Annotated in this window: 14 protein-coding genes and 2 tRNA genes (1 of these 16 only partly in view); 9 read left to right on the forward strand and 7 right to left on the reverse strand. The window is 53.4% G+C overall.

What is annotated here, in order from left to right; translation table 11 throughout:
• The 4 genes from HMPREF2711_RS11190 to HMPREF2711_RS04070 all read right to left on the reverse strand — a co-directional run.
• Positions 1 to 49, reverse strand: a tRNA-Lys gene (locus HMPREF2711_RS11190) (it extends 132 nt beyond the left edge of the window).
• A 59-nt stretch (positions 50 to 108) separates the two neighbouring features.
• Positions 109 to 1,188, reverse strand: a complete 1,080-nt coding sequence (gene apbC, locus HMPREF2711_RS04060; protein WP_003748192.1) for an iron-sulfur cluster carrier protein ApbC — start codon at positions 1,186 to 1,188, stop codon at positions 109 to 111.
• Positions 1,189 to 1,352: 164 nt separating this feature from the next.
• Positions 1,353 to 3,416 carry a glycine--tRNA ligase subunit beta gene (glyS, locus tag HMPREF2711_RS04065; protein WP_003748191.1) on the reverse strand — a complete coding sequence of 688 codons (2,064 nt, stop codon included), beginning with the start codon at positions 3,414 to 3,416 and terminating at the stop codon, positions 1,353 to 1,355.
• Between the two features lie 167 nt (positions 3,417 to 3,583).
• A complete protein-coding gene (locus tag HMPREF2711_RS04070; protein ID WP_003748189.1) occupies positions 3,584 to 4,678 on the reverse strand; it encodes an FAD-dependent oxidoreductase in 1,095 nt (364 codons plus the stop codon).
• 322 nt (positions 4,679 to 5,000) lie between these two features.
• On the opposite strand from HMPREF2711_RS04070, the gene HMPREF2711_RS04075 reads away from it, so the two are divergent.
• The gene (locus HMPREF2711_RS04075) at positions 5,001 to 5,228 is read left to right on the forward strand and encodes a hypothetical protein (protein WP_003748187.1); all 228 of its coding nucleotides are present in this window, start codon (positions 5,001 to 5,003) and stop codon (positions 5,226 to 5,228) included.
• A 113-nt stretch (positions 5,229 to 5,341) separates the two neighbouring features.
• Here HMPREF2711_RS04075 and HMPREF2711_RS04080 read toward each other — a convergent pair whose 3' ends face one another.
• Together HMPREF2711_RS04080 and glnE are read right to left on the reverse strand one after the other, a co-directional pair.
• Entirely contained in the window at positions 5,342 to 5,854 is a 513-nt protein-coding gene (locus tag HMPREF2711_RS04080; RefSeq protein WP_003748185.1) for an SH3 domain-containing protein, read from the reverse strand.
• 90 nt (positions 5,855 to 5,944) lie between these two features.
• The gene (glnE, locus tag HMPREF2711_RS04085) at positions 5,945 to 8,629 is read right to left on the reverse strand and encodes a bifunctional [glutamate--ammonia ligase]-adenylyl-L-tyrosine phosphorylase/[glutamate--ammonia-ligase] adenylyltransferase (protein WP_003748183.1); all 2,685 of its coding nucleotides are present in this window, start codon (positions 8,627 to 8,629) and stop codon (positions 5,945 to 5,947) included.
• A gap of 128 nt (positions 8,630 to 8,757) precedes the next feature.
• Between glnE and HMPREF2711_RS04090 the strand changes: the two genes are divergently transcribed.
• The 3 genes from HMPREF2711_RS04090 (at position 8,758) to coaD (ending at position 10,503) form a co-directional block, all read left to right on the forward strand.
• On the forward strand, positions 8,758 to 9,033 hold the full coding sequence (locus tag HMPREF2711_RS04090) for an oxidative damage protection protein (RefSeq protein WP_003748182.1): 276 nt from the start codon (positions 8,758 to 8,760) through the stop codon (positions 9,031 to 9,033).
• 163 nt (positions 9,034 to 9,196) lie between these two features.
• Positions 9,197 to 9,883 carry a Bax inhibitor-1 family protein gene (locus HMPREF2711_RS04095; RefSeq protein ID WP_003748180.1) on the forward strand — a complete coding sequence of 229 codons (687 nt, stop codon included), beginning with the start codon at positions 9,197 to 9,199 and terminating at the stop codon, positions 9,881 to 9,883.
• Positions 9,884 to 9,990: 107 nt separating this feature from the next.
• On the forward strand, positions 9,991 to 10,503 hold the full coding sequence (coaD, locus tag HMPREF2711_RS04100) for a pantetheine-phosphate adenylyltransferase (protein WP_003748177.1): 513 nt from the start codon (positions 9,991 to 9,993) through the stop codon (positions 10,501 to 10,503).
• 47 nt (positions 10,504 to 10,550) lie between these two features.
• Here coaD and HMPREF2711_RS04105 read toward each other — a convergent pair whose 3' ends face one another.
• A complete protein-coding gene (locus HMPREF2711_RS04105; RefSeq protein ID WP_003748176.1) occupies positions 10,551 to 11,111 on the reverse strand; it encodes a hypothetical protein in 561 nt (186 codons plus the stop codon).
• A gap of 205 nt (positions 11,112 to 11,316) precedes the next feature.
• Here HMPREF2711_RS04105 and HMPREF2711_RS04110 point away from each other — a divergent pair.
• The 5 genes from HMPREF2711_RS04110 (at position 11,317) to HMPREF2711_RS04130 (ending at position 14,471) form a co-directional block, all read left to right on the forward strand.
• A tRNA-Phe gene (locus tag HMPREF2711_RS04110) sits at positions 11,317 to 11,392 on the forward strand.
• A gap of 308 nt (positions 11,393 to 11,700) precedes the next feature.
• Positions 11,701 to 12,609: a hypothetical protein gene (locus tag HMPREF2711_RS04115; protein ID WP_003748174.1), complete on the forward strand. Its 909-nt coding sequence runs from the start codon at positions 11,701 to 11,703 to the stop codon at positions 12,607 to 12,609.
• 34 nt (positions 12,610 to 12,643) lie between these two features.
• On the forward strand, positions 12,644 to 12,889 hold the full coding sequence (locus HMPREF2711_RS04120) for a GNAT family N-acetyltransferase (protein WP_036493971.1): 246 nt from the start codon (positions 12,644 to 12,646) through the stop codon (positions 12,887 to 12,889).
• A 19-nt stretch (positions 12,890 to 12,908) separates the two neighbouring features.
• Positions 12,909 to 14,075 carry a beta-ketoacyl-ACP synthase III gene (locus tag HMPREF2711_RS04125; RefSeq protein WP_003748169.1) on the forward strand — a complete coding sequence of 389 codons (1,167 nt, stop codon included), beginning with the start codon at positions 12,909 to 12,911 and terminating at the stop codon, positions 14,073 to 14,075.
• Positions 14,076 to 14,471 carry a DarG family dialkylresorcinol biosynthesis protein gene (locus tag HMPREF2711_RS04130; protein ID WP_003748167.1) on the forward strand — a complete coding sequence of 132 codons (396 nt, stop codon included), beginning with the start codon at positions 14,076 to 14,078 and terminating at the stop codon, positions 14,469 to 14,471. It begins immediately after the preceding gene.
• The last annotated feature ends 1 nt before the right edge of the window (position 14,472 follow it).

Consider the following 14,472-nt stretch of genomic DNA (forward strand, 5'->3'; position numbering starts at 1 on the left):
CGACCAACGGATTAAAAGTCCGCTGCTCTACCAACTGAGCTAACGACCCGATAAGCTGTGCATTATAGAGACAGGTCACACAGCTGTCAACACCTTTTTTAAACTTTTTTATTCGACGACGATTTTTGGGAAGCGGCTGCTGAAGTCTTTGCCTTTATCGGCAATGGCCAGAGCGATTTGGAAGGCGGCTTCGGTGTAGATGTCGGCGATGGTTTGGTTGTTTTCAAACAAGGCTAAAGATGTGCCGCTGTCCATGGCTTCGCGTACAGGCAGGCTCAAGGGAAGTTGGCCGAGCAACGGTACATTCAAACGCTCTGCCAAGTTTTTGCCGCCTTCTGCGCCGAAGATTGCTTCGGCATGGCCGCAGTTGGTGCAAATATGGACAGACATGTTTTCCAAAACGCCCAAAATCGGAATATTAACTTTGTTGAACATATCCACGGCTTTGCGTGCATCAATCAGGGCGATGTCTTGCGGCGTGGTGACGACAACGGAGCCGGTCACGGGGATTTTTTGCGACAGGGTCAATTGGATATCGCCGGTACCGGGCGGCAGGTCGATGAAGAGATAATCGACATTGTCCCATTCGCTTTGGAACATAAGCTGTTGCAAGGCTTGGCTGACCATCGGGCCGCGCCAAACGACGGCTTGGTCGGTATCGACCAGGAAACCGATGGACATCACTTGAATGCCGCTTTCGGCTTCAACGGGAATGAGTTTTTTGTTTTGTTGATCGGGTTTGCGGTCTTGTACGCCGAGCATGGTGGGCTGGCTTGGACCGTACAGGTCGGCATCGAGTACGCCGACGCGCGCGCCCATTCTGGCCATTGCGGTGGCAAGGTTGGCAGTGGTCGTTGATTTGCCGACGCCGCCTTTGCCCGATGCAACGGCGATGATGTTTTTCACGCCTTTGATGGTTGCTACGCCGGGTTGGACTTTATGCGTACCGATTTCGGTATCGATACTCAAGTGAATGTGGGTATCGCCGGTATGTGAAATGACGGCTTCTTGAACGGCGTTGGCAATGTCTGCGGCAATATGGGCAACCGGGAACGCGAATTTCAGACCGATATGCAGGCCGTCTGAACGCTCTTCCAGAAGCGAAACGGCTTTTTCGCTGCCCAAAGTGCGTATTGTGGTGGGAATCAACACGGCATCGAGTGCGGTTCGGATGGCTGGAATATTCATAATCTGCCTCTTGAATGTGGGAAATTGTTTGATGTGCGCGATTTGCCTGCCTGACAAATCTGCTGAATTATACCCTTGAACGCCATGTAAGGGATACGCCCGAAAAACTTCAGGCTGCCTGAATCATCGGGCAGCCTGAAAAGCGGGTCAACTGAAACGCGGCCTTATTCGCTCAAGAGCGCAATGTCGGCAACTGCGTTCATTTGTTCTGCCAAGCGGTTCAGCAGGTTCAGGCGGTTTTGTTTCACGGCGGCATCTTCGGCCATCACCATCACGCCGTCGAAGAAGGCATCGACTTGCGGTTTGACGGAAGCCAGTTCGGACAAAGCAGTTTGGAAATTGCCTTCGGCAACGGCAGCAGAGATTTTCGGCTGCAAACCTTGCGCGGCGGCATACAGGGCTTTTTCTTCGTCTTGTTGCAGCAGGCTTTCGTTAACCGCGCCCAACTCGGCATCGGCTTTTTTCAGCAGGTTTTGCACGCGTTTGTTGGCTGCGGCGAGCGCGGCGGCTTCGGGAAGCTGTTTGAACGCGGCAACGGCTTGCAGTTTGGCGGTCAAATCGTCCAAACGGCGCGGCTGTTTGGCGAGTACGGCGGCAACGATGTCTTGCGGATAATCGTTTTGCAGCAACACGGCCAAACGCGCCTGCATGAAGTCGGCGGTTTCAGACGGCGTTTTCTCGTTGAGCAAACCTTTGGGGAAGCTGTCGAAGGCCGTCTGAATCAGTTCGTTTACATCCAAACCGTACTGCATCAGCATACGCAAAATACCCAAGGCGGCGCGGCGCAGGGCGTATGGGTCTTTGTCGCCGGTCGGAATCAGGCCGATACCCCAAATGCCGACCAAGGTTTCCAATTTGTCGGCCAAAGCAACGGCGGTTGCCACTTTGCCGTTCGGCAGGTTGTCGCCGGCAAAACGCGGTTGGTAGTGTTGCTCGATGGCTTCGGCGATTTCTTCGGTTTCGCCGTCCAAGCGGGCATAGTATTTGCCCATAGTGCCTTGCAATTCGGGGAACTCGCCGACCATTTCGGTGACCAAGTCGGCTTTGGCCAAACGTGCGGCACGTTCGGCTGCGGCAGCGTCCGCGCCTAAAGCTTTGGCGATGTGGGCGGCGATGCTTTGCAGACGCTCGATGCGCTCGGCTTGCGAACCGATTTTGTTGTGGTAAACCACGCTGGACAATTTCGGCAGGCGGCTTTCCAAAGTCGCTTTTTGGTCTTGTTTGTAGAAGAACTCGGCATCAGACAGGCGCGCGCGCAAGACGCGTTCGTTGCCTTGGATGATGTGTGACGGATCTTCGGTTTGCAGATTGGAAACCAGCAGGAAACGGTTCATCAGCTTGCCGTTTTGGTCGAGCAGCGGGAAGTATTTTTGGTTTTGCTGCATGGTCAGGATCAGGCATTCTTGCGGTACGGCGAGGAAGTGTTCTTCAAAACCAGCTTCTAATACCACAGGCCATTCGACCAATGCAGTCACTTCGTCCAACAATGCTTCATCGGCGGCAACGGTCGCGTTCAGACGGCCTGCCTGCTCGTTCAAGGCCGTCTGAATGGCGGCTTTGCGCTCGGCAAACGATGCTTCCACTTTGCCTTGCTCACGCATTTGTGCGGCGTAGCTGTCGGCGTTTTCAATAGCGATTTTGCCGCTGGAGAGGAAGCGGTGACCCAGTGTTTTGTTGCCGCTTTGCAGACCCAAAACGCTGACGTTGACGATGTCGCCGCCGTGCAGCACGATCAGGCTGTGTACCGGGCGCACGAAGGTGAATGTGCTGCTGCCCCAACGCATGACTTTAGGAATCGGCAGTTTTTTCACTGCGGCATTGATGATGTCTTCCAAAAGCTCACCCAGCGGTTTGCCGGTTTGGACGTATTCGTAGGCGTACACGTCTTGCTTGCCGTCGTTGATGACGGTCAAGTCTTCGATTTTCGCACCCGCACCGCGCGCAAAACCTTCCAAAGCCTTAGTCGGCGCACCGTCTTTCATGGCATTGGCCACGGCCGGGCCTTTTTTCACGATTTTTTGGTCGGCTTGAACGGCTTTCACATTTTTGACTTGAACGGCCAAACGGCGCGGAGAAGCGTAGGCAGTGTATTCGGCTGCGCCGTCAATCAGTTGCGCTTTTTCCAAGCCTTCGGCAACGGAAGCAGCAAAATGGTTGCCCAGATTATTGAGGGCTTTTGGCGGGAGTTCTTCAGTGAGAAGTTCGATTAAGAGGGTTTGGGTTGTCATGTGCTTATCGTTAAATAGGAAATTGGTTGGCGTCTGAAAACGGCATCATGCGGTTTTCAGACGCAAGGTTAATTGAATTGACGGCGATTTTATCATTTTCAGACGGCCTGTGGCTGTCTTTCACAAACAATTTGCCTGATTTTCAAGCCACTTCGTCCGCAACGGCTTCAATTCGTAGCGCGGATATACGGCAAACCGCTGGTTTCGTCGTATTCGGGAATGTCGCTTCCGGCAAACAGCGCGCCGGCCAAACGCACGGCCGCACCGGTCACGGCCGGGGAAATCATAAAGCCGTGGCGGAACAGGCCGTTGACTTCAATCAGGCGGCGTTCGCGGTTGAAGCGGATTTCAGGATTGTGGTGGTTTAAAGTCGGGCGCAGGCCGGTGGCCAGTTCCAAAAGGTTTGCCTCGCCAAATGCCGGATGCACGGCGTACAGCGCAGACAAAAGTTCCAAACCGGAACGCACGCTGGCCGGCGCTTGGCTTTCGCTTTCGATTTGGGTCGCACCAATCACAAAAATATGGTTTTCCTTCGGCGCGATATACAAAGGATAGCGCGGATGCAGCAGGCGCACTGGGCGGGACAACTCGACTTCGGGTGCGTAAACGCGCGCCACTTCGCCGCGTATGCCGCGCAATTGGCTTTCAGACGGCCTGTTCCATGCTGCTTTTGCACCATAACCGCGGCAGTCGATAACCCAATCGTATTGCGCCGCCAAATCTTCGACTTCGCGTTCGCACGACCAATGGCAAGGCACATTCATCGACGCCAAAGCATCAGCCAGTGCATTCAATACCTGCCGCCCGTCCAACTGCCCTTCCGCCGGCAGATACAGGCCGTCTGAAAACCGTCCTGCCAGTTGCGGCTCGTTGGCCGCGATTTCGTCCGCGTTCCAACGGATGGTTTCGTGTTCCGGCACGCCGCCGCGCTTCAAATGACGGGCAAACTCGGCAGAAAGCGGCTTGTCCTGCGTATGCCAAACAATCAGGCTGCCTTTTTCCTGCATCATCACCGGCGTGTTCAGACGGCCTAAAATACCGCGCCACAGCGCGAAACTCTGCCTGCCCAAACGGATGACTTCAGGCGTTGCCTCCACCGCCTCGGAAGAAGGCGCCAGCATGGCGGCGGCAACATAGGCTGCGGCTTGTGCGCCGTTACGTTCGCCTTTCTCAAACAACTCTACCGCCACGCCCTGCTCCGCCAATTGGAACGCAATAAGGCGACCGGAAAGGCCGCCGCCGAGTACAGCAATCTTAGACATCAGTTTCTCCTTGTTTTTAATATGAAAATGAACTGCGTATTTTAGAACTTGTTTGGCTTTATCACAATATCGACACAAAATGAGAACAGTTTTTGCAGATCATGACTGCCCAAGCCAAGCCGATAACTTATAAACAAACAGACGGAATCCCTCCCTCTGCAAGCAGTTCCCCATCGCCTCAGCCTGCCAATCAGCTTTGATAAAAATATCTTCTTTACATAAAACCGAATATAATGGCATTTCTTGACACATTCATTCACTCGGCATCACTGCATTTATTGAATTGTTTTGATGCATATATTTGATTTTATAAGGAATAACAATGAAAAGCTTGGGCAGTACTTTATTTATCCTCGGCGTATTGGCATTCGGTTTGAATTATATGAACGCAGTACCCAAAGTTTTGGCCTGGATTTACGAATGGGGCGAAGATACCGCCATGTGGATTAAAGCAGGCATTACAGGCGGCGGCGCTTTACTGTGGTTGGCAGGCAATTTCCTTGAAAAACCTGCAGAGGCAGAAGCTGAACCGGAAGAGGAAGAAGAATAAATACCATAAAAGGCCGTCTGAAAAGTTTCAGACGGCCTTTTTTATATCTTCGGCAAAACAGTACCTACTTTATGTCCGAAAGTATGCCTTAATCGAATAAATTGCTTGCTTTATTACTCCATGCGTCGAAGTTGACTTTTATGGATATAACCCTGAATCGAAACATGATGACCATACTCGTCTTTTTCTGTGTAAGCTCCCTGATTGCTGTACCACAACCAGTCGCCTTTTCTGAAGGCTGGGGCGATCTGTACACGTGTTCCGTTTGGGAGTGTTTTGATGATTTCGCCTTGCCCGATCGGTTCTTCGGGGTAGCTGTTGTTACGGACGTTTGCCGATCCGTCAGGGCTGGCGACAACATAATTGTGCACGATAAAACCTTGGCTTTGATGGACGTAGCCTGTACGGATTCCATCTAATTGAATATGAAACCATTTACCCTGTTTCCTGAGTATTTTGTGTTTTCTGCTTTCATAATTCAGTACCGTCATGATTTTGCTGCGTGTATCAGGAGCAACACGAACGTTTGCAGAGCCATCGCATTCGGTATGAGGCAAAAAGTAATCAGCGGCTTGGGCTGCGGCCGACGACAGTAAAACCGTTAAAAACAGTGCCATTTTCTTCATGGTTGGTTTTCCTTATATGTTTAGAGTGAGTTTGTTGTGGCGGTAAATTGTGTTGCCATGCGGGCTTTGACGCTGAATATGTCCGCCTGCTTATCCAAACTTCACTTCTGCCCCGAATACTTCCTGCCACAGTTTTCGCACATTGCCGTAGTGGGTCAGCAATTCGTCCGTCACTTCGGTTTTTTTGGCATCGCGCAGTTTGGTATTGTGTTGCTGCTGGCGGTAGAAGCGGTAGGCGGTGCGGCTTTGTTCGGCTAGGGTTTTGTCGATGAGGCCGTAGTCGGCGGCGATGTTTAAGAGGGCGATGTTGCCGTAGTTGTCGAGGAGTTGCGGATATTTTCGGGCATGGGCAAGGATGAGGTATTGGACGATAAATTCGACGTCGACCACGCCGCCGCGCGCGTATTTGACGTTGCTGTCAACCGGCGGATGGGTGGTGAACATTTTTTCACGCATTTCGATGATTTCGCCTGCTAAAACGGTTGGGTCGCGCTCGGCGGTGAGGATTTCGGTACGGATGCGGTCGAAGGCCGTCTGAATTTCGGGTGTACCGCAGATGAAGCGGGCGCGGGTGAGAGACTGATGTTCCCACGTCCAGGCGTTTTCGCGCTGGTATTTTTCGAAGGCGGTAATGCTGTGGGCGAGGAAGCCGGCGTCGCCGTTGGGGCGCAGGCGCAGGTCGGTTTCGTAGAGGCTGCCTGCGCCGGTGGCGGCGGAAAGCCAGTTGGTCAGGCGGCGGGCAAGGCGACTGTACACGTCGCCTGCATCGGGATGCGGGTCGTCGTAAAGATAGACCAAATCGAGGTCGGAGGAATAGCTGAGCTCTTTACCGCCCAGTTTGCCGTAGCCGATGATGGCGAATTGCGGCGTATCGCGGTGTTTTTTGGGCATATCCGCCCACGCGCAAGGCTCGGCGGCGGCGAGGATGGTGTCGGCAAGGGCGGAGAGCTGGTCGGAAAGTGATTCTACCGTCCACAGTCCGGCAAGGTCCTGAACGGCGAGGCGGAAGACTTGGGCGTGTTGGAAATGACGCAGTGTGTCCATTTGCGCTTCGGTGTCGCCGCCGCAGGCTTTGAGGTCGTCTGAAAGGGCGGCGGCGAGGGCTTGCCAGTCGAACGCGGTATCCAAAAGCTGGGCGCTGATGAGTTCGTCCAGCAGAATCGGGTATTTGCTCAGATACGCCGCCACCCAAGAACTTTGGCTCATGATTTGTGCCAGATGCGCCAAGGTTTGCGGATGTTCGTTGAGGAAAGCGAGATAGGCGGAGCGGCGGCTGATGTTTTCGAGGAAGTCAAACAGCCGCATCAGCGTATCGGTCGGGTTGGGTTGCGCTGCCGCCGCCTGTACCAACAACGGCACAATGGCGTCAAAACGCGGCTGGGCGTGTGCGGAAAGGTGGCGGTATTTATGGCCGTTGCGGATTTGATCGAGCCGTGTGGCGATGGTTTCGGCATCAAACCCGTGTTCTTTCAGACGGCCTAGCCGTTCTTCTTCGTCGGGTTTTTCCTGCCATGCCCATTGCCATTCGCTATTGCTTTGCGTTTGTTCTTCGGGTTCGCTCAAGATTTCGTTGAACAACTGATTGACCTTGTTCCGATGAACATTGAGGCCGTCTGAAAAAGCGGCGTAGCTGTCGAAGCCCATGCTTTCGGCGAGCAGTTGCTGCTGTTCGGGCGAGGCAGGCAGGGTTTGGGTTTGCTGGTCGTCCCAGTATTGCAGGCGGTGTTCGACGTCGCGCAGGAAGCGGTAGGCGGCAAGCAGGGTTTCGACGTTTTCAGACGGCATGATGCCCAGCTCGGCAAGTTTCTTCAGCGTTTCCTGCGTGCCTTTCAGTTGCAGCGCGCGCATTTGCCCGCCGCGTATCATCTGGAAAATCTGGGCGATAAATTCGACCTCGCGGATGCCGCCCGCGCCGAGTTTGATGTTGTCCGCCATGCCTTTTTTGCTGACTTCGCTGCGGATTTGGCGGTGCAGGTTGCGCATCGCTTCATACGCGCTGTAATCCAGATATTTGCGGAACACGAAGGGGCGCACCAGCGCTTTAATGTCGTTCGGATACGGCGTAACCACGCGGCCTTTGCACCACGCATAGCGTTCCCATTCGCGCCCCTGCGTAATCAGGTATTGCTCCAGCGCGGTTTCGCTCAATACCAGCGCGCCCGAATCGCCGTCCGGCCGCAGCCGCATATCTACGCGGAACACCTGCCCGTCGGCGGTAATGTCGTTCAACAATGCAATCAGTTTCTGCCCGACTTTGGTGAAAAACTCTTGATTGCCGCGTTCGCGCCTGCCGTCGGTATCGCCCGATTCGGGATAGATGAAAATCAAATCGATGTCGGAAGACACGTTCAGCTCATAGCCGCCCGCCTTACCCATCGCCACCACGCTCAAATGTTGCGGCGATTTCGTATAACGCCCGATCGGCGTGCCGTACATGTCCCGATAATAGGCGTAGGAAAAGTCCAACGCGGTATTGACGGCAAAATCGGCAAACAGCGTAATCGTGCGGGTTACTTCGTTCAAATCGCTGATGCGGTTTATATCGCGCACAATAATCTGCGACACCACATAACGGCGCAATTCGCGCAACTGCCGCGCCAATTCTTCCTCGTTTTCTTCCGTGCGGATTTTGTCCCAATCGGCAAAGGCTTGGAAATCCTCATCCGTCAACACCTTGTCCAGCATGGGCAGGAAAATTTCGGGCTTGAGTTTGCCTGAATCAAGGTTGCGGGCGAGAAAAAGGGAATAACGGCGGGCAGTATCGAGGCGGTTCATAATCTTTGCCTGAATAAACAGAAAAGACCATCATAGCAAGGTTTCAGGCCGTCTGAAACCCACGCTTTCCCCTATCCGTGCAATCGGCTAAAATACCAACCTTTGCAACCCCACATAAGGAAACCGCCATGACCCGTATGGTTCACTGCGTCAAACTCGGCAAAGAAGCCGAAGGCATGAAATTTCCGCCGCTGCCCAACGAATTGGGCAAACGCATTTTTGAAAACGTTTCCCAAGAAGCATGGATGGCATGGACCCGCCACCAAACCATGCTCATCAACGAAAACCGCCTAAGCCTTGCCGATCCGCGCGCACGCGAATACCTCGCCCAGCAGATGGAACAATACTTCTTCGGCGAAGGCGCAGATGCCGTACAAGGCTACGTTCCGCAAGAGCCTAAATAAGCATTGAAAAGCCAAGGCCGTCTGAAACCTGATTTTCAGACGGCCTTTAAAATTCCCGATTGCCCCGCATATTAGACAAATAGAACAGATAAATCATACAAACCCATGATTTTCTGTTAAAATCCAAATTTCATTCATTTCAATCCACACTGGAGCAAACGCCATGCAAAACGACGTTTACGACTATACCTCGCAAGGCTCGGTTGCCAAAAATACCGTCCTGCAAAAAACCTACCGCCTGCTCGGCCTGTCTTTCATTCCTGCCATTGCCGGCGCGTTCTTTTCCGCCAAAACAGGCTTTAACATTTTCGCCATATTCGGCTCATACTGGGTTTCCCTGGCCGCCTTCTTCGGCTTCTTCTACGGCATGACCTTCCTGATCGAGAAAAACCGTTACAGCAACGTCGGCGTCGCCCTGTTGATGATCTTCACTTTCGGTATGGGCCTTGCCATCAGCCCTATGCTGCAATACGCCCTGGCGATTAACAACGGCGCGCAAATCGTCGGTACGGCCGCCGCCATGACCGCCGGCGTATTCTTCACCATGTCCGCCATGGCACGCCGCACCACAATGAACATGAACAAACTCGGCAGCTTCCTCGGTGCCGGTGCGATCGTGCTCATGATTGCCGTTGTAGCCAACATCTTCCTCAACATCCCTGCACTGAGCCTAACCATCGCAGCCGGCTTCGTTGTCTTCAGTTCCCTGATGATTATGTGGCAGGTGCGTGCCGTTATCGACGGCGGCGAAGACAGCCACATCAGCGCGGCGCTGACCATCTTCATCTCCATCTACAATATTTTCAGCAGCCTCTTGAGAATCCTCATCTCTCTCAGCGGTGACGACTGATAAAGCCGCAAAGGCCGTCTGAAATTTCAGACGGCCTTTTTGATTTTTGACATCACCGGCAAACTCCCCTATCCTGAACGCCACACAAACCCCATTCCCAACCCAAAATGACCACGACCACTCCGCGCCGTGCCGTGTACGCAGGCAGCTTCGACCCTCCCACCCTCGGCCACCTGTGGATGATACAGGAAGCCCAATCCCTCTTTGACGAACTCATCGTCGCCATCGGCACCAATCCCGAAAAGCGCAGCACCTACACCATAGAAGAACGCCGCGCCATGCTCGATGCCATTACCCACCCCTTCCCCAACGTCCGCATCAGCGTGTTTGAAAACCGCTTTTTGGTCGATTACGCCCGAGAAGCCAACGCCAATTTCATCGTCCGCGGCATCCGTTCCGCCGCCGACTACGAATACGAACGCTCGATGCGCTACATCAACAGCGACATCGCCCCCGAAATCTCCACCGTCTTCCTGATGCCGCCGCGCGAAATAGCCGAAGTATCCTCCACCATGGTCAAAGGCTTGGTCGGCCCCCAAGGCTGGCGCGACATGATAGGCCGCTACCTCCCCGACCCCGTCTATCAAAAAATCCTGCAAGACCACGAAACAAACACATAAAACTAAGACCGTCTGGACATTTCAGACGGCCTTTCCATTTTCATGGATTATTGACGGGCAGACGTCAACGCCTGTAGGTTTTGATTCAACGTTTCTAGGTCCAACCAACCGGCGGCAATAAACAGCATCAGAATCACCGTACCCACACACAGCACGCCGATACCATACAACAGGTAGCCCACCAAAACACGGCCTACCGTTGCATTCCCCATCCACATCAAACCGCGTACCTGCACCACAAACACCCAAGCCTGCCACAACAGCGCAAACACAGCCAACGCCGGCACATACAACACCAGCAACAGCGGCAAGAGCAAAGCCTCAGACACCAAAATAAAGCCCCACAAAGGCAGCCGGGGCGCACCGTAATAATGCAGCACCTTGCGCATCGAGCGGCTTAACACCAACCATTTCACCATCACCAAAATCACCGACAGGCACACCGCCGCCGCGCCGCTGCCAAACAAAGGCGACATGCTGGCCGCGTTCACCACACCCAACAGCAGCAACACCGCCGCCATCACCAAAGGCGAATACAAATACGTCTCCGGCGAACGATAGCGCAAACGCAAAACATCCCACATATCACGAACAAACACATACAGCATGGCATAAATCCAAAGCAAAAAAGCCGATTGTATCTTAGGCCGTCTGAAAATCAAACCGGCAAACTTAAAAACCGCCAATTAAAACGAAAAAATAATTCAATACAAAACAAAATCTTAATTTACCGCCTCAAAAATAAAGCCTACAAACGCTTGCACAAGGCAACGAAATTTGGTTTAATTCACATCTCGCAACGAAACACGCGAAGGCCAGATAGCTCAGTTGGTAGAGCAACGGATTGAAAATCCGTGTGTCGGCGGTTCGATTCCGCCTCTGGCCACCACCAACCGCCTTGAAGCGGTTATTTTTTTGTCTATACAATTTGCACGCCATACTTAGCGCAAATCCCGTTCTAAACCATGCGTCCCGTTTTCCACACAAGGCCGTCTGAAAAATTTCAGACGGCCGTTGTTCATGTTGGCATGGCATAAAAATCCGCTTCTCCGCCCCATTCCGACAGAATACGGCGCTTCCATCCAAATCGGCTGAAACCTTCGCGAACATACTGAATATGAATAAAGTTCAAGGCAGGTCGGTTTACTATATAATACCGTCCAAACCAACCATAACTTACTCATTGCAGGGAAGATAATGAAAAAAGTGCTGATTGTGCATTACTCGCAAACGGGGCAGCTCTCCAGCCTGGCGCAAAATTTTGCCGCGCCGTTGCAAACAGCCGGCATACAGGTCGATTGCGTCAATATCGTACCGGAGCAGGCGTTTCCGTTTCCGTGGCCGTTTTGGCGTTTTTTCGATACCTTTCCTGAAACCGTCCATTTAAAGCCCGCCCCGATTCTGCCGCCGCACATTCCATCCGAAGATTACGATGTGGTGGTCATTGCCTACACCGTTTGGTTCCTCTCTCCTTCGCAACCGATGACCGCCTTTTTGCAACGCGAAGAAACGCACCGCCTGCTGGACGGCAAACCGGTCATCACGCTTATCGGCTGCCGCAATATGTGGCTGGGCGCGCAAGAGAAAATGAAATCTTTGCTGAAACAAAACGGCGCTAAACTCATCGGCAACATCGTAAAAATCGATGCCTGCAACAGCGCGGCAAGTTTTATTACCACTCCTGCCTGGATGCTGACCGGTGACAAACGCTATTTCCGCTCCCTGCCCTCCGCCGGCATTGCTGAAGAAGAATTGGCGGATGCGGCGCGGTTTGGTGCGAAATTGCGCGATGCACTGTTAAACCAACAGCCTTTGGACGAAACCCTGTTTCAAAATATGGGCGCGGTGACAGTCAATGAAAAACTGATTTTCAGCGAACGCGCCGCCGGCCGCAGCTTCTTCGTCTGGGGCAGGCTTTTGATGGCGGCAGGCCGTATTTCTCCGCTTTTGCGCCGTGCCTTGCTGTGCTTTTACATCGTCTTTTTATTGGCGATGATTTTGGTAGTTTTACCCGTTAGCGTAATTTTGAAAAAGCTGCTGCATCCGCTGCTCAAAGGCCGTCTGAAAAAGCTGGCGGACTATTATGCGCAACCGTCAGGCAGATAATCCGTTTCAGACGGCCTCAAACCAGGAATCCATCATGCCCGAAGTGATCCACTACCCCGAGCTCCATCGCTTTCAAATCGATATTGACGGTTTGGAAGCAGGCTATATCAGCTATACCGAACACAACGGCGGCTGGGACGTAAACCATACCGAGGTCTCGCCCAACTTCCGTCATCGCGGCATTGCCAAACTGCTGGTGGACGCGCTGATGGAATATGCCGAAACACATCACATCCCGTTGACTGCAAGCTGCGACTACGCGGCGCGGTTTATCGGTTGATTATTTTGACAAACACATCATGACATCGAATAACACACTCAAAGACGTTTATCTCAACCGCGTTTCTGCCTTTTTGCCCAACGCCCCCGTCGGCAATGACGAAATGGAAGCCGTCCTCGGCATGGCAGGCGATGTGCCTTCACGCGTGCGCCGTATGATTTTGCGCTCCAACGGCATTTTGTCGCGCCATTACGCCATCGACCCTGAAAGCCGCCGCACGACGCACACCAATGCCGAATTGGCCGCCGAAGCGGTCAACGGCCTGTTTGCCCAAGGCGTTCCTGCAGAAGCCGTCGGCAGCCTGGCCTGCGCCACTTCCTATCCCGACCAAACCATGCCCGGACACGGCGTGATGGTGCATGGTTTGCTGGATATGCCGCCTTGCGAAGTGTTCAGCATGGCAGGCGTATGTGCGGCAGGTATGGCGGCGATGAAACACGCCTACAACGCCGTACGCACCGGCGAACACGCACATGCGGTTTCCGTTGCTTCCGAAAACGCCTCGGCAGTCATGCGCGGCGAAGTGTTCCAAAGTGAAACCGACCATAAAAAACTGGAAAACGCGTCCCCCGAAATCGGGTTTGAAAAAGACTTTTTACGCTGGATGCTGTCTGACGGCGCAGGCGCGGTGTATCTGTCCGACCGCCCTAATTCAGACGGCCTCAGCCTGAAAATCCATTGGATAGACCTGCTTTCCTACGCCAACGAAATGCCGCCCTGCATGTATGCCGGCGCAGAATTCCGCGACGGAATCTTTGAAGGCTGGAAACACGCCGATGCCGATTACGGCCGCCGCCACAGCCTGATGGCGGTCAAACAGGACGTCAAACTGCTGAACGAAAACATCGTCCGCTATACGGTGGAAAAACCCCTCTCCCAAATCGCCGCCAAACACGGCATCCGCGCCAAAGAAATCGATTGGTTCCTGCCCCACTACTCTTCCGGCTTTTTCCGCGACCGCCTTTCAGACGGCCTGAAAAACATCGGCTTCGACATTCCGCAGGAAAAATGGTTTACCAATCTGCACAGCAAGGGCAACACGGGTTCGGCCTCGATTTACATCATCCTTGAAGAATTTATGCGCACTTTCCCCATCGAGCACGGCCAAAAAATCCTGTGTTACGTTCCGGAAAGCGGACGCTTTTCAACATGTTTCATGCTTTTGGAAGCAGTAAAGGCCGTCTGAATGAAGATTGACGACATCCCTCAAGACAACAGCGCCAGCTACCACGGCCACCGCAAAGTCATCTACGGCACCCGCGACGGCCACTACGAAGCGGCTACCAGCAACGGTTGGCAGGACGAAGCCTACGCCACCGAAATGGCGGTGTGCGAACTCGATGCCCAAACTCAGGCCGCGCGCGAAGCCGTCAAAAAAGGCGAATATTCTCCGCTGTACTACCATATGTTCCGCTGCCGTTATGATGAAACCGGCTTGGCCATGGCGGCAGGCGTATGGAAATGGCAGCTGCGTCGGCATTTCCGTCCCGAAGTGTTCGCCAAACTACCGGCCAAAACCCTGCAAAAATACGCCGATGCCTGCCAAATCAACATAGACGGCCTCAAACAAACCGATATTTAAA

Origin of the sequence: Neisseria sp. HMSC070A01, assembly GCF_001810165.1 — a bacterium.
GTDB lineage: Bacteria > Pseudomonadota > Gammaproteobacteria > Burkholderiales > Neisseriaceae > Neisseria.